This window comes from Streptomyces sp. NPDC058872, assembly GCF_042743065.1.
Taxonomy (GTDB): Bacteria; Actinomycetota; Actinomycetes; order Streptomycetales; family Streptomycetaceae; genus Streptomyces.
The window spans coordinates 150,650-170,314 of the sequence record NZ_JBHYMK010000006.1; the positions used below are offsets into that span (position 1 = coordinate 150,650).

At 74.0% G+C, this 19,665-nt stretch carries 16 protein-coding genes; 9 read left to right on the forward strand and 7 right to left on the reverse strand.

Going from position 1 to position 19,665, the window contains the following annotated elements:
* Positions 1–7 precede the first annotated feature (7 nt).
* Positions 8–1,471, reverse strand: a complete 1,464-nt coding sequence (locus ACFW22_RS05805) for a serine/threonine-protein kinase (protein WP_386399398.1) — start codon at positions 1,469–1,471, stop codon at positions 8–10.
* Between the two features lie 135 nt (positions 1,472–1,606).
* On the opposite strand from ACFW22_RS05805, the gene ACFW22_RS05810 reads away from it, so the two are divergent.
* Positions 1,607–2,962, forward strand: a complete 1,356-nt coding sequence (locus ACFW22_RS05810) for a M14 family metallopeptidase (RefSeq protein ID WP_386399402.1) — start codon at positions 1,607–1,609, stop codon at positions 2,960–2,962.
* 66 nt (positions 2,963–3,028) lie between these two features.
* On the opposite strand, the gene ACFW22_RS05815 is transcribed toward ACFW22_RS05810, so the two are convergent.
* From ACFW22_RS05815 to ACFW22_RS05825, 3 genes are read right to left on the reverse strand one after another with little or no spacing between them, the layout of a single operon-like run.
* Entirely contained in the window at positions 3,029–3,439 is a 411-nt protein-coding gene (locus ACFW22_RS05815) for a RidA family protein (RefSeq protein ID WP_386399404.1), read from the reverse strand.
* Positions 3,436–4,209 (reverse strand): IclR family transcriptional regulator, encoded by a 774-nt coding sequence (locus tag ACFW22_RS05820; protein WP_386399408.1) that lies wholly within the window; start codon positions 4,207–4,209, stop codon positions 3,436–3,438. Before ACFW22_RS05820 ends, ACFW22_RS05815 begins: the two co-directional genes overlap by 4 nt.
* Positions 4,206–5,279: a sugar kinase gene (locus tag ACFW22_RS05825; RefSeq protein ID WP_386399411.1), complete on the reverse strand. Its 1,074-nt coding sequence runs from the start codon at positions 5,277–5,279 to the stop codon at positions 4,206–4,208. The genes ACFW22_RS05820 and ACFW22_RS05825 overlap by 4 nt, the downstream gene beginning before the upstream one ends.
* A 120-nt stretch (positions 5,280–5,399) precedes the next feature.
* Between ACFW22_RS05825 and ACFW22_RS05830 the strand changes: the two genes are divergently transcribed.
* Together ACFW22_RS05830 and ACFW22_RS05835 are read left to right on the forward strand one after the other, a co-directional pair.
* Positions 5,400–6,686 carry an alanine racemase gene (locus ACFW22_RS05830; protein ID WP_386399414.1) on the forward strand — a complete coding sequence of 429 codons (1,287 nt, stop codon included), beginning with the start codon at positions 5,400–5,402 and terminating at the stop codon, positions 6,684–6,686.
* Between the two features lie 18 nt (positions 6,687–6,704).
* Positions 6,705–8,279 carry an amidohydrolase family protein gene (locus ACFW22_RS05835; protein ID WP_386399416.1) on the forward strand — a complete coding sequence of 525 codons (1,575 nt, stop codon included), beginning with the start codon at positions 6,705–6,707 and terminating at the stop codon, positions 8,277–8,279.
* 70 nt (positions 8,280–8,349) lie between these two features.
* On the opposite strand, the gene mptB is transcribed toward ACFW22_RS05835, so the two are convergent.
* The 3 genes from mptB to ACFW22_RS05850 are packed head-to-tail and all read right to left on the reverse strand — an operon-like array spanning position 8,350 to position 12,943.
* Positions 8,350–9,780, reverse strand: coding sequence for a polyprenol phosphomannose-dependent alpha 1,6 mannosyltransferase MptB (gene mptB, locus ACFW22_RS05840; protein ID WP_386399419.1), 1,431 nt, complete (start codon positions 9,778–9,780; stop codon positions 8,350–8,352).
* An 11-nt stretch (positions 9,781–9,791) separates the two neighbouring features.
* Positions 9,792–12,494 (reverse strand): glycosyltransferase, encoded by a 2,703-nt coding sequence (locus ACFW22_RS05845; protein ID WP_386399422.1) that lies wholly within the window; start codon positions 12,492–12,494, stop codon positions 9,792–9,794.
* Entirely contained in the window at positions 12,491–12,943 is a 453-nt protein-coding gene (locus ACFW22_RS05850; protein WP_386399425.1) for a hypothetical protein, read from the reverse strand. The genes ACFW22_RS05845 and ACFW22_RS05850 overlap by 4 nt, the downstream gene beginning before the upstream one ends.
* Positions 12,944–13,111: 168 nt before the next feature.
* Here ACFW22_RS05850 and ACFW22_RS05855 point away from each other — a divergent pair, with 168 nt between their 5' ends.
* The 6 genes from ACFW22_RS05855 (at position 13,112) to ACFW22_RS05880 (ending at position 19,557) form a co-directional block, all read left to right on the forward strand.
* Positions 13,112–14,323, forward strand: coding sequence for a pyridoxal phosphate-dependent aminotransferase (locus ACFW22_RS05855; RefSeq protein WP_386399428.1), 1,212 nt, complete (start codon positions 13,112–13,114; stop codon positions 14,321–14,323).
* Between the two features lie 87 nt (positions 14,324–14,410).
* Positions 14,411–14,803 (forward strand): hypothetical protein, encoded by a 393-nt coding sequence (locus ACFW22_RS05860; protein ID WP_386399430.1) that lies wholly within the window; start codon positions 14,411–14,413, stop codon positions 14,801–14,803.
* A 180-nt stretch (positions 14,804–14,983) separates the two neighbouring features.
* Positions 14,984–16,114, forward strand: coding sequence for a hypothetical protein (locus ACFW22_RS05865; protein ID WP_386399432.1), 1,131 nt, complete (start codon positions 14,984–14,986; stop codon positions 16,112–16,114).
* On the forward strand, positions 16,111–17,328 hold the full coding sequence (locus tag ACFW22_RS05870; RefSeq protein WP_386399435.1) for a toxic anion resistance protein: 1,218 nt from the start codon (positions 16,111–16,113) through the stop codon (positions 17,326–17,328). The genes ACFW22_RS05865 and ACFW22_RS05870 overlap by 4 nt, the downstream gene beginning before the upstream one ends.
* Positions 17,325–18,968 carry a substrate-binding domain-containing protein gene (locus ACFW22_RS05875; protein WP_386399438.1) on the forward strand — a complete coding sequence of 548 codons (1,644 nt, stop codon included), beginning with the start codon at positions 17,325–17,327 and terminating at the stop codon, positions 18,966–18,968. Before ACFW22_RS05870 ends, ACFW22_RS05875 begins: the two co-directional genes overlap by 4 nt.
* A complete protein-coding gene (locus ACFW22_RS05880; RefSeq protein ID WP_386399441.1) occupies positions 18,955–19,557 on the forward strand; it encodes a hypothetical protein in 603 nt (200 codons plus the stop codon). Before ACFW22_RS05875 ends, ACFW22_RS05880 begins: the two co-directional genes overlap by 14 nt.
* The last annotated feature ends 108 nt before the right edge of the window (positions 19,558–19,665 follow it).

Below are 19,665 nucleotides of genomic sequence, written 5' to 3' on the forward strand. Positions count from 1 at the left end.
CGGTTCCTCAGTCGGTCAGGTACCGCTGCAGCACCGGATCGAGCTGCCGGATCCACTCGTCGACGCGGGCGGCGCGGCGACCGTCGACCTCGCAGTCGTAGACGGAGCCGTCGTAGAGGATGACGGCGATGCGCAGCCCCCGGCCGCGTCGGAAGCGCCCGTGGCGCACGGCCCCGATCTCGCCCCAGGAGAACTCGGCCTCCTCGCCGAAGAGCTGCAGGCACACGCCGTTCCCGTCGACGACGACGCCGCCGTTCCGATCGGCCGCGACGAACTCCGGTGCGGGCAGCGGCGGAACGGCCGGAGACGGCGGTACCCGGAGGGCGGCGGAACGCGGCACCGGAGCGGGCGCGGGCGCCTCCGCGTCGACGGGCCACGACGGCGGCACGGCGTCGACCGGCTCGGGGGCCGGTCCGAACCCCCCGGATCCGGATCGCCCGGTCCCGAACCCCCCGGGTCCGAACCCCCCGGGCACGGCGTCGGCGGGGCCCGTCGAGGGCCCGGGCACGGCGTCGGCCGGTTCGGCCGCCCCGCTTCCGCCCCCTTCGCTTCCGGCCGGTCCGGGCGCCACCCACGGATCGGGCGGTACCGGCGACACGGGCGCCACCCGCGGGTCCGGCACCGCGGGCGGCACGGGCGGCGTCGTGGACGCGGCCCCCGCTCCGGACGCGGGCGCCCCTCCCCCGGGCGCGGAAGGCTCTGCCACGAGTTCGTCCAAGAGGGCCTCCGGCGCGGGCCGTTCGGCCGGATTCTTGGCCAGGCAGCGCCCCACCAGTTCGCGCAGCCCCTCCGGCACGGAGCCGAGGTCGGGGGCCTCGTGCACCGACCGGTACATCAGACCCATCGGCGTGCCCTCCCCGAACGGCCTTCCACCGGCCGCGGCGACGAGGACGGCGCCCAGCGCGAAGACGTCGGCGGCACCGGTCACCTCCTCGCCGAGGGCCTGTTCGGGGGCGAGGTAGCCGGGGGTGCCGAAGGCGGAGCCGGTGGCGGTGAGCCGGGTGGACTCCAGGGCACGGGCGATCCCGAAGTCGAGGACGCGCGGCCCGTCGGGCGCCATGACGACGTTTCCGGGCTTGAGGTCGCGGTGGACGAGCCCACAGGCGTGGATCGCTTCCAGGGCTTCGGCGAGCGCGGCCCCGAGGGAGCGCAGTCGCTCCTCGCCCATCGGCCCTTCGGCGGCGAGGAGTCCGGAGAGGGTCGGCCCGGGGATGTAGGCGGTGGCGAGCCAGGGCGCCTCCGCCTCGGGATCGGCGTCGACGACCTGCGCGGTGTGGAAGCCGCCGACCCGTCGGGCCGCGGCGACCTCGGCACGGAAGCGGGCGCGGAAGGAGGGGTCGGAGGCGAGTTCCGGCCGGGCCACCTTGACGGCGACGGCGCGCCCGCCGCGCGACCGGGCGAGATAGACGGTGCCCATGCCGCCTTCGCCTAGCTTGTGCTCGATGACGTACTTACCGATCAGGGTCCCCACGCGGGACAGTATGGCCGAACTCCCCACCTTGACCGGTCCATGTCACAGCTGGACCATGTGCCCGGACTGCTGCACGACGCACGGAAGATCCGCGCACCCCCCGGTCGCACCCCCCACACTCCCTCAGGAGACAGCATGCGACGTCCCCTCCGCGGCAGAAGGTCCGCCACCCTCGCGGCGCTCGTGGCGCTCGCCCTCGCGGCGCCGCTCTCCGCCCTCGGCACGCCCGCCGGGGCCGACCCGGCACCGCCCTCCGCACGCGCCGCCGCGGGCACCGAGGAGGTGATCCGGCAGTACGAGATCGCCGGCCCCTCCACCCCCGCCGCCCGGAGCGCACTGACCGCCACCGGGGTGTCCGTCGACGAGGTCGACGCCCGCTCGGTCGTGGTCAGCGCCAACCCCGAACAACTCGCCCTCCTCAGGGCGCTCGAGTACGAACCGACCGCCCTGCCCGGACCGCCGGACCGCACGGCCGGGGACGGCAAGGCGGCGAAGCCGAGCGACTTTCCCCCCGCCGACGCCCGCTACCACACCTACGCGGAGATGACCGCGGAGATCGACCAGCGCCTCGCCGCACACCCGTCGATCATGAGCAAGCAGGTCATCGGCAGGACGTACCAGGGCCGGGACGTCGTCGCCATCAAGATCAGCGACAACGTGTCCGTGGACGAGGACGAACCCGAGGTCCTCTTCACCCACCACCAGCACGCCCGCGAACACCTCACCGTCGAGATGGCCCTCTATCTGCTGCGCGAACTCGGCGCCGGATACGGCACGGACCGCAGGATCACCGAGGCCGTCGACAACCGCGAGATCTGGATCGTCCCCGACCTCAATCCGGACGGCGGCGCATACGACATCGCCCGCGGTTCGTACCGCAGTTGGCGCAAGAACCGGCAGCCCAACCCCGGGTCCTCCTACGTCGGCACGGACCTGAACCGGAACTGGGACTACAAGTGGGGCTGCTGCGGCGGCTCCTCCGGCTCCAAGAGCTCCGAGACCTACCGCGGCGCGGCCCCCGAATCCGCCCCCGAGGTGAAGGTCGTCGCCGACTTCGTCCGCAGCCGGGTGGTCGGCGGCAAACAACAGATCACGGCGGCCATCGACTTCCACACGTACAGCGAACTGGTCCTCTGGCCGTTCGGCTGGACCACGGCCGACACCACTACCGGCATGACCCGGGACGACCGCGACGCCTTCGCCGCCGTCGGCGGCAAGATGGCGGCGAGCAACGGCTACACGCCCGAACAGTCCAGCGACCTGTACGTCACGGACGGCTCGATCGACGACTACCTGTGGGGCGCGCAGCGGATCTTCGCGTACACCTTCGAGATGTACCCGACCTCCTCCTGGGCCGGCGGCTTCTACCCGCCCGACGAGGTCATCGAGCGCGAGACCGGCCGCAACCGCGATGCGGTGCTCCAGCTCCTGGAGAACGCGGACTGCATGTACCGCTCGATCGGCAAGCAGCAGCAGTACTGCACCTCCTGACGCCCCGTGGACGGCGGGACCGCGCCGGCGGGGGATCCCCGGGGACGCGGTCCCGCCGTCCCGGTCTCAGTCCAGGACGGCGAGGGCGTCGATCTCGATGAGCAGGCCGGGCGGAAGGCCGACGTAGACGGTGGTGCGGGCGGCGGCGGGGGCCTTGAGGCCCTGCTCGGCGAAGTACTGGTCGTAGATCTCGTTCATCTCGGCGAAGTGGGCGACGTCGGTGAGGTAGACCCGCATCATCATCACGTCGTCCCAGCCCGCTCCCCCTTCCTCCAGCACCGCCTTGACGTTGGCGAAGGTCTGGAGGGTCTGCTCGCGCAGGGTCGGCCCCGCGACGGTCGGGGCCCGGCCCGCGACGGCGGGCAGGAAGCCGACCTGGCCGGCGACCTGGAGGACGTTGCCCTTCTTCACGCCGTGCGAGAAGGCGGCGGGCGGGGCGGTGTGGGTGGCGGGGGTGATCGCGGTCTTCTCGCTCATGCGGAGGCGTCCTCTGCTTCCTTCGTCGGGGGCTCGCCGGAGTACTCGCGGCTGATGTCGTCCGCGGTGCGGCGCACCTGCGGCAGGAGGGCGAGGAGTTCCTCGGCGGTGACGACCACGTTGGGCGCCGAGACCGACAGGGCGGCGACGACGCGGCCGTCGGCTCCGCGGACGGGGGCGCCCACGCAGTTGATGGACTCCTCGTGGCCACCGAGGTCGGTGGCCCAGCCCTGCTCGCGCACGATCGCCAACTCCTCCAGGAAGGCGGCGGCGTTCGGGGTCGAGCGGGGCGTGTACGGGGGGTAGTCGAGCCGCGCGGCGACGGCGCGCCGCTCCGGCTCGGGCAGGTCGGCCAGGAGCAGTTTGGCGACGGCCGCGACGGTGATGGCGACGGGCTTGCCGATGCGGGAGTACATGCGGACCGGATAGCGGCTCTCGACCTTGTCGATGTAGACGACCTCGCCCTCCTCGTGGACCGCGAGGTGGACCGTGTGCCCGGTCCGCTCGTTGAGGGCGAGCAGGTGGGGGTGGGCGATCTCGCGGACGTCGAGGTTCTCGACGGCCTCCTGGGCGAGGGCGAAGAGACGGGCGCCGAGCCGGTAGCGCTGGTCCTGCTGCCGGTGGACGAGGCCGTGCTCGTGGAGGGTCCTCAGCAGGCGCAGCGCCGTGGACTTGTGGACCCCGAGCCGGTCGGCGACCTGTCCGAGGTCGGCGGGGCCCCGGGCCAACAGCGGCAGGATGCTGAGCGCCCGGTCGACGGTCTGGCTCATGGCGTGCGTACCTCCTGGTCGTCCCCCGTCCGGTCGGGGCCCTCCTGGTCGTCCCCCGTCCACCCGGGGCCGAGGTGCAGTGTGCCCCAGGCGGCCCCGTCGAGCGCGGCGAGGCGGTCGGCGCGGTCCCGGCGGGGCGGGGCGGCGAAGTCCCCGGGGACGGTGAGGGCGGCAGCGGCGGCGAGGTGCCCGTGGCGCAGGCGCGCGGTCGCGTCGAGCCCGCGGAGGGTGGCGGAGAGGAACCCGGCGGCGAAGGCGTCACCGGCACCGACGGGGGCGACCACCTCCACCCGGGGGGCGGGAACGGCGGTGACGTCGTCCCGCCCCGGGGCCACGCGGCGCCGGAACGCCACGGCTTCCGCCCCGCCCCGCTTCACCACCAGGACCTCCGGCTCGGCCAGCAGCGCCCGGACCGCCGCCGGGTCCCCCGTGCCCCACAGCCGTTCCGCCTCGTCCGCGCCGACGAACACGAGGTCGGCCCGGCGGGCGAGTGCGAGCAGCACCTCGGGGGCCCGCCCGCTGCGCCACAGGGTCGGCCGGTGGTTGACGTCGAAGGAGACGAGCGGCCGGTCGGGCCGCGGAGCGGTGAGTTCCCGCACCAGGGCGAGGCAGTCCGCGGACAGGGCGGCGGTGATGCCGGTGAGGTGGAGGATCCGGGCGCCGGCGACGGCGTCGTACGGCACGGTCGCGGGTGACATGGCCGAGGCCGCGGAGCCGGCCCGGTAGTAGACGACCTCGTGGGCGTCGCCGGCCCGGTCCTCGTCCGTGCGGAAGTAGACGCCGGTCGGCCGGTGCGGGTCGCGGACGACGGCGCTGACGTCGACCCCGTACCCCGCGAGGGCGTCGACGAGGTGGTCCCCGAAGCCGTCGCGGCCGACGCGACCGACCCAGCGGACGCGATGGCCGGCCGCGGCCAGGCCGCAGGCGACGTTGGACTCGGCGCCGCCGATCGCGCGGGTGAAGGAGGGGACGTCGGCGAGGCGACCGGGCCGGGAGGGCAGGAAGGTGACCATGGACTCGCCGAGGCAGACGACGTCCGGGGCGGCGCCCACGGGCGCGGGTCCGCTCACTCTCGGCTCCCTGTGGATCGTACGGGTCCATTGACCCGGCCTTGGCCCGGATGTTAGACAGCATCGAGCACCATGTGCAATAAGCGTTGCACTCTGCGCAACGCCTGACGAGGAGGCCGCATGCCCGCCCCGGCGAACGAGACACCCGACCTGGCGAACGAGCGCGTCGACCACCGCTTCAAGGGCCTGCCCCCGGACGCCGAGGGCCTCACCGTCGCCGCGCTCTCCGCACAGCGGCGCAACCTCTTCACCGGCGGCTACACGACCCCCGTCCTCGCGCTCTCCGCCGAGTCCGTCGAGCACAACCTCCGCCTGCTGGAGACGTACGCGGAGCGCCACGGCCTCGCCTTCGCCCCGCACGGCAAGACCTCCATGGCCCCCCAGCTCTTCGAGCGGCAGTTGGCGCACGGCGCATGGGGCATCACCGCCGCCGTGCCCCACCAGGTCCGGGTCTACCGCGCCCACGGCATCGCCCGGATCTTCCTCGCCAACGAGGTCGTCGACCCCGTCGCCCTGCGGTGGCTCGCCGCCGAACTCGACGCCGACCCCGCCTTCCGCCTCGTCTGCTACGTCGACTCCGTGCGCGGCGTCGAGCTGATGGACGGGGCCCTGCGCGCCGCGGGCGCCGTGCGTCCGGTCGACGTCGTCGTGGAGCTGGCCGCCGGCGCGACCGGACGGACGGGCGCACGGACCGGAGCGGAGTGCACGGCCGTCGCCGATGCGGTGGCCGCCGCTCCCGCCCTGCGGCTCGTCGGCGTCGCCGGATACGAGGGCACCATGCCCGGGGCCGATGCCGAACGGGTGCGGGAGTGGTTGCACCGGCTCCTCGGGCTCGCGGCCGACTTCGACCGGGCCGGCCGCTTCGACCCCGCGATCGGCGAGATCGTGGTGAGCGCGGGCGGCAGCGAGTGGTTCGACACGGTCGCCGAGGTCTTCGCGGAGGTCCCCGCCCTCTCCCTCCCCGTCCTGAAGCTGCTGCGCTCCGGCGCGTACGTCTCGCACGACGACGGCCACTACCGCACCCGCACCCCCTTCAACCGGGTCCCCGAGGAGGGCGCGCTCCAGCCGGCGTTCCGGCTCTGGTCGCAGGTCGTCTCCCGTCCCACCGCGGACCAGGCCTTCACCAACGCGGGCAAGCGGGACGCCGCCCACGACCTGCACCTCCCCGAGGCACAGGTGGTCCGGGACGCGCGCACGGGAGAGGTCCGGCCCGCCGAGGGCATCACCGTCACCGGCCTCTCCGACCAGCACGCCTGGCTCCGCACGGAACCCGGGGCGGACCTGGAGGTCGGCGACTGGGTGGGGATGGGCCTCTCGCACCCCTGCACGTCCTTCGACAAGTGGCCGTTGATCCCGCTCGTCGAGGCGGACGGCACGGTGGTCGACCACGTCCGGACCTTCTTCTAGCCGACGGGGGCACCCGACATGGACCTCGTCTTCCGCGACGCGGAGGTGGTCGACGGCAGCGGCGGCGACTCCTACCGGGCCGACGTGGCGATCGGGGGCGGTCGGATCGCCGCGATCGTCAAGGAGGCCGCGGCGGCCGGCTGCCAGCGCCCCACCGCCCGCCGCACCATCGACGCCGAGGGGCTCGTCCTCTCCCCGGGCTTCATCGACATGCACGCCCACAGCGACCTCGCGCTGCTCCGCGACCCGGACCACAGCGCGAAGGCCGCGCAGGGCGTGACCCTGGAGGTCCTGGGGCAGGACGGCCTGTCGTACGCCCCCGTGGACGACCGCACCCGCGCCGAGGTGCGGCGGGCGATCACCGGCTGGAACGGCGACGGCTCCGACCTGGACCTCGACTGGCGCACGGTCGGCGAGTACCTGGACCGCCTCGACCGCGGGATCGCCGTCAACGCCGCCTACCTGGTCCCCCAGGGCACGGTCCGGATGTACGCGATGGGCTGGGCGGACCGACCGGCGACGGCGGCCGAGCTGGACCGGATGCGGCGCCTGGTGGCCGAGGGCATGGAGCAGGGCGCGGTCGGCATGTCCTCCGGCCTCACCTACACCCCCGGGATGTACGCGCCGGACGCGGAGCTGACCGAGCTGTGCCGGGTCGTCGCCGGATACGGCGGGTACTACTGCCCGCACCACCGCTCGTACGGGGCGGGTGCGCTGCGCGCGTACGAGGAGATGGTGACGCTCGCCCGGGAGGCGGGCTGCGCCCTGCACCTGGCCCACGCCACCATGAACTTCGAGGTCAACGAGGGCAGGGCGCCGGAGCTCCTGGCCCTCCTCGACCGGGCCCTCGACTCCGGCGCCGACATCAGCCTGGACACCTACCCGTACACCCCGGGCAGCACGACCCTGCTGGCACTGCTCCCGAGTTGGGCGGGCGAGGGCGGCCCGGAGGCGGTCCTGGCGCGCCTCCGCGACGGGACGACGGCCGAGCGGATCCGCCACCACCTGGAGGAGCTCGGCTCGGACGGCTGCCACGGGGTCCCCGTCGACTGGACCACGATCGAGGTCTCCGGCGTCGCCGACCCGGCCCTGACCGACCACGTGGGCCGTCGGCTGGACGGCTGGGCCACCGCCCGCCGGCTCCTGCTCTCCGACCGGCTGGGCACCACGATCCTCCAGCACGTGGGCCACGAGGAGAACGTGCGGACGATCATGCGCCACCGGGCGCACACCGGCGGCTCGGACGGCATCCTCCAGGGCCTCAAACCGCACCCGCGCGCCTACGGCACGTTCCCGGAGTACCTGGGGCGGTACGTGCGGGAGCTGGGCGTCCTCTCCCTGGAGGAGTGCGTCGCCCATCTGACCTCCCGCCCGGCGGCCCGCCTGCGCCTGCCCGACCGGGGGCTGGTCCGGGAGGGGTACGTGGCGGACCTGGTCCTCTTCGACCCGACGACGGTCGCGTCCGGGGCGACCTACGAACGCCCGCGCACCCTCCCGGTGGGCATCCCGCACGTCCTGGTCGACGGACGGTTCGTGATGGAGGACGGCCGCCGGACGGACGTCCTGGCGGGGCGGTCGGTCCGGCGGACCTGACCGCGCCGTCGCGGAACGGCGCGGAGGCGTCGGCCGACGGCGCCCGCGGCCCCGGCGGGCGCCACCGTGCTCAGCGCCCGGCGGTCACCGGGGCCGCGGGGACGGTGCGGTCGGCGGCCACCGGCTCCCAGGGCTCCCGCCGCGCCCACCGCAGCCCCAGCGCCAGCACGGCACCGGCCAGCACGAAGCCGTACCACGGGGTGTGGCCCGAGGGCTGGGTCTCGTAGAGCAGCGCCGCCGAGAAGACGCCGAGCAGTTGCCCGGCCCTGCTCCGCCAGGCGACCGCCGCGACGACGACCGTCCCCCACAGCAGGTACCACGGCTGCACCATCGGCGAGAGGGCCACGAGGGCGACCAGCGAGAGCCCCAGCCCGAGGACCGGGTCGAGACGCCCCCGGTACGCGCGCCGGGCGAGCACCGCGATGATCGCGAGGGCCGCGACCAGACCCAGCTTCTGGACGGCGCCCTTCACCGGCTCGGCCCCGCCGTCGAGGAGCAGCCCCAGCCCGAGTCCGAGGTCGCTCGTCATCGACAGCGGCGTGTGGATGGCGCCGGCCACGCTCTGGGTCCGCAACCATCCGAAGCCGGTGCCCGCGAGCAGCGACGCCCCGGCGGCCACCGCCACCGCGACGGCCCCCGGGAGGACGAGGCCCTTCGCCAGGCCGCGGAGGCCGCCGCCGCGGGCGAGGGAGACGCCGATGAAGAGGAGCGCCACCGCAGCCGGAGACTTGATCATCATGGCGCAGCCGACGAGGACGCTGCCGAGCACCCACCGGCCGCGGGTGGCCAGCAGGACGCCGCCGAGCATGAGCCCGATCATCAGGCCGTCGTTGTGCACGCCTCCGACGACGTGGATCAGGAGCAGCGGGTTGAGGGCGGCCAACCAGAGCGCCCCGTCGGGGCCGCCCGGGCCGCCGCGCAGCCCGCGGACCGCCCAGACGACGAGGGCCAGCGCGCCGAGGGCGATCAGCCGCATGCCGAGGACGGCGGGCACGACCGCGCCTCCGGTGACCTTGACGACCGCCGCGGCGAGGAGCAGGAAGGCCGGCCCGTACGGCGCCGGGGTGTCGGTCCAGTTGCCGCCGACGCTCGCCGCCGCCTCCGCCCCGAGGTCGCCGGGGCCGAGGACGGAGGGCCCGGCTCCGTACACGTCGTGTCCTTCGAGGACCATCGCGCCCTGGGCGATGTAGCTGTAGACGTCCGCGCTGTGCAGCGGCGGGGCGAGCAGCAGCGGGGCGGTCCAGCAGGCGAGGGTGGTGCGGACCCCGCCGCGCAGGCCGCGGGCGAGGAGGACGCCGTACCGCCACCAGGCGGCGAGGAGCAGGGTCAGCCCGAGGGCGGCGAGGACGCCGCCGGCGACGGTGACCGCGGAGCCCCGCGGCTCCCACAGCCCCTGGCCGCCGCGCACCGGCAGCGTTCCGGCGGCCCAGCCGCCGACCGCGACGGCGAGCGCCCCGCCCGCACCCAGCCACCGGCACGCGGTGGCGCTGAAGACCCACATGACGTGCCAACCTACCCCGCCGCGGACGGCCTCCCGGCGGCCGTGCGGTCCAGGGTCTCGGTCGCGGTGCCGGTGCGCTGCATCCGGTGCCAGCCGAGCCGGCTGCCGAGGAGCGCGGTGACCACGGACTGGACGACGACCAGGTACATGAGCTGGCGGTAGACGACGATCTGCAGCGGCAGGGTCCAGATCGGTTCGAACCGCTCGCGGTCCAGGCGGAGCGCGTACACGGCGGTGCCGACCTGGACGGCGGTGAAACCGAGCCAGACGCCGAGTGCCTGCCCGGCGTCCTGGAAGAGCAGTCCGTAGACGGCGAAGACGTCGACGAGGGGGGCGAGCAGCGGCAGCACGGTCTGGAAGAGCAGCAGGTAGAGGAGGCCCCGACGGCCGAGCTTGCCGGACTGGCCGCCCTCGACGACCGCCCTGCGGTGCTTCCACATGGCCTGGAGGGTGCCGTAGCACCACCGGTAGCGCTGCTTCCAGAGCTGTCGGACGGTGGACGGGGCCTCCGTCCACGCGATGGCGGACTCCTCGTACACGACGCGCCAGCCGGCCCGGCACAGCGCCATCGTGAGGTCGGTGTCCTCGGCGAGGGTGTCCTCGCTGACCCCGCCGACGCCGGCGAGCGCTCCGCGGCGGAAGGCCCCGATGGCTCCGGGGACGGTGGGCATGCACTCCAGCACGTCGTACATGCGACGGTCGAGGTTGAAGCCGATCACGTACTCCAGGTGCTGCCACCGGCCGAGGACGCCCTGCCGGTTCCCCACCTTGGTGTTGCCGCTGACCGCTCCGACGCGGGGGTCGGCGAGCGGCTGGACCAGGCGGTGGACGGCCTCGGGTTCGAAGACGGTGTCGCCGTCGATCATCACGACGACGTCGTGGTGGGCCCAGGCGAGGCCGGTGTTGAGGGCGGCGGCCTTGCCCGCGTTGGGCTGGCGCACGACCATCACCCGGGGGTCGTCGACGGACTCGGCGATCTCGAAGGTGCGGTCGGAGGAGCCGTCGTCGATGACGACGACCTGGATGTCCTGGTGGGTGGAGGCGAGCAGGGAACGGACCGTCGCCTCGATCCCCGCCTCCTCGTTGTAGGCGGGGACCAGGACCGAGACGGGCTCGGTCACCGGGGGCAGTCGGGGCGCGCCGCGGCGGCGCCGGGAGCGGGTGCGGCGGACGTGGACGCGGGCGACGCCGAGGAGGAGGGCGAGCCGTGCGGCGGTGAGGACGCCGGCCGCGCCGAGCAGCCAGGCCATGGCGTCGGCGAAGCTCCGGGAGGCGTGCTGCGCCTGGACGAAGGCGGCGCCCTTCCATTCGGCGGACGTCGAGACGTGGTAGGTGGTGTCGGTGATTCCGAGGGCCCGGCCGACCGAGGTGTGGCTGGTGGTGCCGGCGCGGGCGAGGAGTTCTTCGGTGGCGTCGACGGCCTGCGGGGAACCGGCGAACTGCAGGACGCCCTTCCCGTCGGCGGCCACCAGGACGTAGCCGGACTGCGCGGCCCGGCGGGCGGCCCTCCACTGGTCCTCGCAGAACTCGGCGAGCCCGGTGGTGTGGGGCAGTCGCAGCAGGCGGGTGCCGAGGCCGGTGCTCGCGGCGAGCGCGTTCTGGGTGAAGGAGAGCTCCAGGTCGGCACGGGTGTCCGAGACCTGGGCGAGGTCGACGTCGGTGTACGTGTGCGAGCCGAGCTCATGGCCGTCGGTGACGATGCGGCGGACCAGCTCGGGGTGGGCGGCGGCCTCGGAGCCGGTGAGGAAGAAGGTCGCCCTCGCGCGGTGCGCGGCGAGGACGTCCAGCAGGCGCGGGGTCCAGTCGGGGCTCGGCCCGCCGTCGTAGGTGAGGGCGACGGTCCCGTCGGGCGGGGTGGCGCTGTGCAGGATGCCGTTCCGGTCTACCTGGACGACGGGGCCCTCGCCGCGGGTCGTGGGGGTGGTGGGGCAGCCCGGCGGGGGCGCGCCGGTGGCGGCTATCTCGTGGCGGCCGTACCCGGCGAAGACCAGGGCGGTGGCGGCGACGAGGACGATCAGGCAGAGCACGGCCCAGTGGGCCCGGGGATCGCGCCGCAGGGCGTGTCGGGTGCGGGGCGGGCCGGGGGCGGCGGGGCGGACGTGCGGGGCGGTGGCGGGGGCGTAGGGGGCCGGGGCCCCGCCGTCCGCCGGGTGCGCGTCGACCCGGGCGGGGTGCGGCTCCGGGGGTGCGTCGAACCCGCCCTGGGGGTGCGCGTGCTCCGCACCGCCCTGCTCCGGGCGGGCGGGGCGGGCGGGGTGGGCGGGGCGGGCCGGGTGTCCGTGCCCGACGTCGTTTCCGTGCGCCCCGACGGCGTATCCGTACGACGGATCGTGGCCGTGCGCCCCGCCGTCGTGGTCGTGGTCGTGCGCCCCGGTAGCGTATCCGTACGCACCGTCGCCGTAGGGGTGGTCGCCGTACCCCCGGGGCGGGTCGTACGGGGGCGCCTGGTGGTATCCGGGAGCGGCGTGCGGGCCGTACGGCGGTGCCTGGTGGTACTCCTGGGGCGGGTCGTACGCGGGCGCCTGGTGGTATCCGGGAGCGGCGCGCCCCGGGGACGGGTCGTACGGGGACACCTGCTCGTGTCCGGGGGCGCCGTGCCCGTGGGACTGCTCGTGGGCGTGCGTCCCGCCGTATCCGTACGGGTGGCCGTACGGGTCTCCCTGGCCGTACCCCTGGTTTCCCTGCCCGGGACCGCCGTGTCCCCCGCCCGTCACTTCGGGCGCTTCGTGGCGCCGGGCGCCTGGTCGGACTTGCCCGGCTTGCCGTCGTCGGTGGCCGTCGGCGCCGGTGCCTCCGTGTCCCCGGTGCCGCCGCCGGTGGGCGACGGGGCGGGGGCCGGGCCGGTGGTGGCCGCCTCGGCCGGGGGCTCCGCCTCGGTCGCCTCGGGGGAGGCCGTGTCGGTGGGGGGCTCCGTCGTGTGCTGCGGAGTGGCTCCGACGTCCTCGGACCGCACGGGGTCCGGCTGGATGAGCGCGGGCGCGTCCTGCTTGTCCCGGTCCGCCCAGGGCAGCGGGCCTCCCACGGGCCCGGCGCCGAAGGATCCGGCGACGACGACGGCGAGGAAACCGAGGCACGCCGTGCCCACCCCGGCCGCCGCCCACCGCATCCCGCGGCGGCGTCGCCCGGAGGCGTCGACGAAGACGCTGCTGTCCTGGTGGCTCATGTGCGCGCATTGTAGGGAGCACGTCACCGCAGTGCGAGTCCACACACATTCCGGACAGACTCGGAGCCGGCCGGAGGCCGCCGGGCGTCCGCAGCACCCCGGAAGCCGGACGTCCGACGTGTCCCAAAACACGAGGCGTTCCGGCCGCCCCCGCCGTAGGCTCTCGTCATGCAGGTGATCCAGTCCACGAAGCTCGCCAACGTCTGTTACGAAATCCGGGGTCCGGTGCTCGAAGAGGCGATGCGGCTTGAGGCTGCGGGTCATCGCATCCTCAAGCTCAACACCGGGAACCCGGCCGCCTTCGGCTTCGAGTGCCCTCCCGCCATCCTGGAGGACGTCCTCCGCAACCTCTCCGAAGCCCACGGCTACGGGGACGCGAAGGGGCTGCTCTCGGCCCGCCGTGCGGTGATGAGCCACTACGAGACGAAGGGCGTCCCGCTCTCCGTCGAGGACATCTACCTCGGCAACGGCGTCTCGGAACTGATCCAGATGTCGATGCAGGCACTGCTCGACGACGGTGACGAGGTCCTGGTGCCGGCCCCGGACTATCCGCTGTGGACCGCCTCGGTCTCGCTCGCCGGCGGTACGGCCGTGCACTACCGCTGCGACGAGCAGGCGGACTGGATGCCGGACCTCGCGGACATCGAGCGGAAGATCACCGACCGCACCAAGGCGATCGTGATCATCAACCCCAACAACCCGACGGGCGCCGTCTACGACGAGGAGATGCTCCGCTCCCTGACGGAGATCGCCCGGCGCCACGACCTGGTGGTCTGCTCGGACGAGATCTACGACAAGATCCTCTACGACGGCACCACGCACACCCCGACCGCCACGATCGCCCCCGACCTGCTGGTCCTCACCTTCAACGGGATGAGCAAGAACTACCGGGTGGCCGGCTTCCGCTCCGGCTGGCTGGCGGTCTGCGGGCCGAAGCACCACGCGGCCTCGTACATCGAGGGCCTCACGATCCTCGCCAACATGCGGCTCTGCGCCAACATGCCGGCACAGCACGCCGTGGCCGCCGCGCTCCAGGGGCGGCAATCGATCGAGGACCTGGTGCTGCCCGGCGGACGGCTCCTGGAGCAGCGGGACGCCGCGTACGAACTGCTGACCCAGATCCCGGGCGTGACGTGCGTGAAGCCGAAGGGCGCGCTCTACCTCTTCCCGCGCCTCGACCCGAACGTCTACAAGATCAAGGACGACCGGCAGATGGTCCTGGACCTGCTGCGGGCCGAGAAGATCATGGTCGTGCACGGAACCGGCTTCAACTGGCACGAGCCGGACCACTTCCGCATCGTCACGCTCCCCGCGGTCGCCGACCTGACCGATGCGGTGACCCGGATCGGACGCTTCCTGGACGGCTACAGCCAGCCCTGACCCGCACCGCCCACCCCTCGGACAGAAATCAACTTTAGACCGAATCCAAGATAGGATGGCCCTCGGGCAACCGTAGGAGGCCGTCCCATGTACGAACCGATCCGCGCCAAGTCGGTCCACCGGACGGCCGACGACACCCGCGACTCGTATCCGCACCGCTCCCGCGAGGAAGAACTGGACATCCAGCTCGCGGGACACCTCGCCGCCCTGCTCGCGGTCACCGACGAGCTGGGCGACTCGGAGGCCGGCGAGCTCATCGCCCGACAGGTGGCACGACTGCGCGGCGCACCGCCCGCGCGGCACGCCGGCCTGAGCGGTTCGCCCGCACCGGAGCTGCACCGCAGGGCACACGCCCTCGCGGGGCGCGCCCTGGTCGTCGCCGCCTCCCGGGCCGACACGGCCGTCGCGATCCTCGCCGCCGGGCGCATGGACGCGCACACCGCGGCCCTGGCCGGGGACCCGCTGCTCCCCACCCCCTGACGGCCCCGGCCCGCGCGGCACGAAACGCGCGGACCGGGTGCCACCCACCGGTGCCCGCCCTCCCCGCCCCGGCGGAGGTAGGGGCGGGGAGGGCGGAGGTCGGGGGATGCGGCATCCTCCGCTCCGGTTCGATTCCGGGATCCGTCCTTCACCTCCCGTACACCCAACTCCCTCTGGAATGTGGGTTTCCGCGAGCACCCTGCCCGCGTGAGACGCATTCTGGGAATCGTCCTGGCCGTCCTCCTGCTCGGCGGCGTGGCCGCCGTGCTCGTATCGGGCGGCGACAAGGACGGCGACACGGCAACGAAGACCGTGCGGGGAGTCATCGGATCGGAGAAGTCCGAGTTCTTCGCCGATCCACAGGTGGTGGAGGCCCTGGCCGCCAGGGGCTTCCGCGTGACCACCGAGACCTCCGGCTCTTGGGACATGGAGGAACTCCCCCTCGACGGGTACGACTTCGCCTTCCCGTCCTCCAGGGGCCCGGCCGACGAGCTGCGCGCGAAGGCGAAGGCGAAGGACCGGGCGACGACCGCCCCGCTGCGGCCGTTCTACTCGCCGCTCGTCGTCATCGCACACAGCTCCGCGGCCCGGGTCCTCGCCGACAACGGCCTGGCGACCCTCGGTCCGCGCGGCACGAGCGGCACCCTGAAGATGGACGCCTACCTCGCGGCGGCCCGCGCCGACCGGACCTGGCAGCAGCTCAAGGGCTCCGCCGGGCACACGGAGTTGAGCGGCACCCTCTTCATCACCTCCACCGACCCGCTGTCCTCCAACTCCGGGGCCCTCTACCTGGCCGCCGCGAGCTACGTCGCCGACGGCGGGCGGGTCGCGGGCGACGGGGCCGCCGTCACCCGCACCGCCCCGCTCCTGCGCAAGCTCGTCCAGGTGCAGGGCGCCCAACAGCCGGGCTCGGACGCCCCCTTCCGGGACTTCATCAGCGGCGTCGGCAACCCGCTCGTCCTGGTGTACGAGTCCCAGGTGGCGTCCCAACTGCTGGCGGGCCGCTCCCTGGGCGACCTCGTCGTCCTCTACCCGGACACCACGGTCAACAGCGACCACACCCTCGTACCGCTCTCCGAGAACGGCCGGGCACTCGGCGAAGCCCTCGCCACGGACCCCGGGTTGCGCAAGCTCGCGGTCCGGCACGGCTTCCGCCCGCAGGGTGCGGCGAGCGAGTTCACCGCGGCCACCAAGGACCACGCCGCCTACCTCAACCAGACACTCAGCGGAGTCCGCCAGGCCCCCGTGCCCACCAGCGAGGTGCTGCACGAGATGGCGCTGCGGGCCCGCGGCCAGGGGGACACCGCATGAGCACGACCGACGACCCGAGAAGGACGATGGCCCTGACACCGCCCGAGCAGGACGCCCCGCTGGTCCTCACCCCGCCCGAGCCGGTACCGACCGTCCGCGCCGAACAGGCATCCGGCCTGGTGCCCCTGGACGAGGAGACCCGGGCCGAGATGTCCCGACGGGCCGTCGAGTACGTCGGCTCGCTCGCCGGACTCGACCCCCGCTCGCCCGAGTTCGCCGGCCGGGTCGGCGAACTCGGAGCGCTCGGCGACGGCGAGATGCGGTCCGCCGCACAGCAGTCGAACCGGATGCTGGACCGCACGGTCCGCTCCCTCGGCCGGGGCGGCGGCGGCGACGCACAGGCCAGGGTCGGCTCCTCCCTCGTCGAGCTCCGCCGCACCGTGGAGGACCTGGACCCCCGGGACTCCCCCGCCAAGGGCCTCAAGGGGCTGCTCTCGAAGCTTCCCGGCGGCAACAAGCTGCGCGACCACGTCGCCAAGTACGCCTCCTCACAAGCCGTGTTGAACCAGATCGTCAGCTCGCTGCGCAGCGGCCAGGACGAACTACGGCGCGACAACGCCGCCTTGCAGGTCGAGCGGACGGGGCTGTGGGAAACCATGGGCAAGCTCCAGGAGTACGCGGTGCTCACCGAGGCCCTCGACGCGGCCGTCGAGGAGCGCATCGCGCTCACCGCCGACCCGGCCCGGGCGGACGCCCTGCGCGCCGACGTCCTCTTCCCGGTCCGCCAGAAGCACCAGGACCTGCTGACCCAACTCGCCGTCTGCGCCCAGGGGTACCTGGCGATGGACGTGGTGCGCCGGAACAACGACGAGCTGGTCAAGGGCGTGGACCGGGCGGCGACGACGACCCTGTCGGCGCTGCGGATCGCGGTGATGCTGGCCGCGGCCCTGGAGAACCAGCGCAAGGTCACCGAGCAGGTGCAGGTGCTGCGCTCGACGACCGAGGACCTGATCCGGGGCAATGCCGAGATGCTCGCGGGCCAGGCGGGAGAGATCCAGCGGATCGCGGCGGACCCGGCCGTGGGCGCGGAGACGCTGCGCACGGCCTTCCAGCAGATCTACCGCACGCTCGACGCCATCGACACGTACAAGGCGCGGGCGACGGAGTCGATGGCGGCGACCGTCGAGTCGCTGACGGCCGAACTCCAGCAGGCCAGCGTCCACCTGGAGCGCAGCCGTCGGGCCGGTTCCCCGGAAGGGGGCGGCCCCGCATGATCCGCGCGCGCCGCGCCCCCGCCCCCCGGGGCCCCCGCCGCCACGCCCGTCTCCTCCCCCGTGCGCTCACCGGGCTCGCCCTGGTCCTGCTCGTCACCGCCACCGGAAGCTCCTGCGGCACCGGGGACCGGGCCGGCGCCGGCAGCCCGACCGGCGCACCGGTCGACCGTCACGGCACGGAGTACGCCTCCGGCACCCTCCGGGTCCTCGCCTCCTCCGAGCTGGCCGACATGGCTCCGGTCCTCGACGCGGCCGGCAAGGCGACCGGGATCACCGTCCGCCCCACCTATGCGGGGACCCTCGACGCCGTCGAGCGCCTCGCGTCCGGCGAGGCGGACCGGGCCTTCGACGCGGTCTGGCTCTCGTCCAACGACTACCTCCGGCTGCGCCCGGACACGGCCAAGAAGATCACCGGCGAGACGCCGATCATGACCTCTCCGGTGGCGCTGGGGCTGCGGCCCGCCGCGCTCGCCCGGCTCGGCTGGAACCCGGCGGACGTGACCTGGTCCCAGCTGCACCGGGCGGTCGCCGACGGGAAGCTGACGTACGGCATGACGGACCCGAAGCGCTCCAACTCGGGATTCTCCGCACTCGTCTCGGTCGCCTCCGGACTCTCCGGCGCCCAGGCGGCACTGACCGAGCAGGACGTCGCCGGGGCCACCCCGCGCCTGAAGGAGTTCTTCACCGGCCAGAAGCTGACCTCGGGCTCCTCCGGCTGGCTCGCCTCGGCCTACGCCCGCCGCACCGACGTGGACGCGCTGGTCAACTACGAGTCCGTGCTGCTGTCGGCGCCCGGGAAGCTGACCGTGATCCGTCCGAAGGACGGGGTCGTCACCGCCGACTACCCGCTCACGCTGCTCACCTCCGCCCGCCCCGAAGCGAAGGAAGCGGCGGGCCGGCTCACCGCGTACCTGCGCACCCCGGAAGCCCAGCGGCGGATCACCGAGACGACCCTGCGCCGCCCGGTGGTCGCCGGTGTCGTCCCGGCCGCCGCCCTGGCCCGGGACCCGCGCCGCGAACTGCCCTTCCCGGGCAGCCGCGCCGTGGCCGACGGCCTCCTCGACGCCTACGACAACACCCTGCGCAGGCCCTCCCGCACGGTGTACGTGCTCGACACCTCGGGCTCCATGGCCGGTGAGCGGCTCGACCGGCTGAAGTCGGCACTGACCGAGTTGACCGGCGACTTCCGGGACCGGGAGGAGGTCACCCTGATGCCCTTCGGTTCGTCGGTGAAGCAGGGCGAGGTCCGTACGCACGCGGTCGACCCGGCCGCACCGGCTGCGGCCCTCGACGCGATCCGGGCCGACTCCCGTCGCCTCTCGGCCTCCGGCGGCACGGCGATCTACTCCAGCCTGCAGGAGGCGTACCGCTTCCTCGGGAAGACGCGGGGCGACACGTTCACCTCGGTCGTGCTGATGACGGACGGGGGGAACACCAATGGCGAACCGGCCACCGCCTTCGACGCCTTCTACCGCTCGCTTCCCGCCGCACAACAGCGGACGCCGGTCTTCCCGATCCTCTTCGGGGACTCCGACCGGGGCGAGCTCGACCACATCGCGGGCCTGACCGGCGGAAAGCTCTTCGACGCCACCCGGGGTTCGCTCGACGGGGCCTTCGAGGAGATCCGTGGCTACCAGTGACCGGCCCGCGAACCGACTCCTGCGCTACGCCGAGTCGAAGAAGAACCTGACCGGCTGCGCCTGCGGCCTGGTCGGGCTCGGGCTGTCCCTCACCGGGGCGGCCGGCGGGCTCTGGCCCCTGATGGTCGCCGCCCTGTACGGGGCCGGCGCCCTGATCGCCCCGCCGGAGCGCCCCGCGGCCCCGGACTTCCCCGGCGCGGACGAGCAGCTGGAAGCCCTGCGGGACGACTTCGCGGCCCTGCGCGCCTATCTGTCCGAGGTGGAGCTGCCGCCGGCGCTGCGGGACCGGATCGAGGAGCTCCAGGACCTGGTGGAGGCGCTCCTGGAACCGGGCTGGGTGAGCGACCCCGAGCAGGTGCACGTCCTGGCCCGTGCGGTCCGGCTGGACGTTCCGGAGGCGGTGAACGCCTTCGTGCGGACGCGGTGGTGGTCCCGGGTCACACCGGGCGCGGAGCCGCCCGAGCGGCACCTGGAGCGGCAGCTGTCCGCCCTGCACGCGGAGGCCGCGGCGATCGCCGACGAACTGCACGAGGCGGAGGCGCGCCGCCAGCAGACGCACACGCAGTACCTGGAGGACAGGTCGCGGTGAACGTCCGGCGCGGAGGTCCGGGGGATGCCGCGCGGCGGCCCGCCGCCGCCTCCTCCTCCGGGGCCGTCGCCGTCCGGACGTGCGCCGGCCCCCGAAGCCTGAGGGGGC

Excerpts from the sequence above, each read along its gene's own strand:
- ACFW22_RS05820 (WP_386399408.1), bottom strand. The coding sequence starts at position 4,209 with ATGAGCCAGACCGTCGACCGGGCGCTCAGCATCCTGCCGCTGTTGGCC.
- ACFW22_RS05860 (WP_386399430.1), top strand. The coding sequence starts at position 14,411 with ATGTACGAACCGATCCGCGCCAAGTCGGTCCACCGGACGGCCGACGAC.
- ACFW22_RS05810 (WP_386399402.1), top strand. The coding sequence starts at position 1,607 with ATGCGACGTCCCCTCCGCGGCAGAAGGTCCGCCACCCTCGCGGCGCTC.
- ACFW22_RS05855 (WP_386399428.1), top strand. The coding sequence starts at position 13,112 with ATGCAGGTGATCCAGTCCACGAAGCTCGCCAACGTCTGTTACGAAATC.
- ACFW22_RS05835 (WP_386399416.1), top strand. The coding sequence starts at position 6,705 with ATGGACCTCGTCTTCCGCGACGCGGAGGTGGTCGACGGCAGCGGCGGC.
- ACFW22_RS05830 (WP_386399414.1), top strand. The coding sequence starts at position 5,400 with ATGCCCGCCCCGGCGAACGAGACACCCGACCTGGCGAACGAGCGCGTC.
- ACFW22_RS05815 (WP_386399404.1), bottom strand. The coding sequence starts at position 3,439 with ATGAGCGAGAAGACCGCGATCACCCCCGCCACCCACACCGCCCCGCCC.
- mptB (WP_386399419.1), bottom strand. The coding sequence starts at position 9,780 with ATGTGGGTCTTCAGCGCCACCGCGTGCCGGTGGCTGGGTGCGGGCGGG.
- ACFW22_RS05875 (WP_386399438.1), top strand. The coding sequence starts at position 17,325 with ATGATCCGCGCGCGCCGCGCCCCCGCCCCCCGGGGCCCCCGCCGCCAC.
- ACFW22_RS05870 (WP_386399435.1), top strand. The coding sequence starts at position 16,111 with ATGAGCACGACCGACGACCCGAGAAGGACGATGGCCCTGACACCGCCC.
- ACFW22_RS05850 (WP_386399425.1), bottom strand. The coding sequence starts at position 12,943 with ATGAGCCACCAGGACAGCAGCGTCTTCGTCGACGCCTCCGGGCGACGC.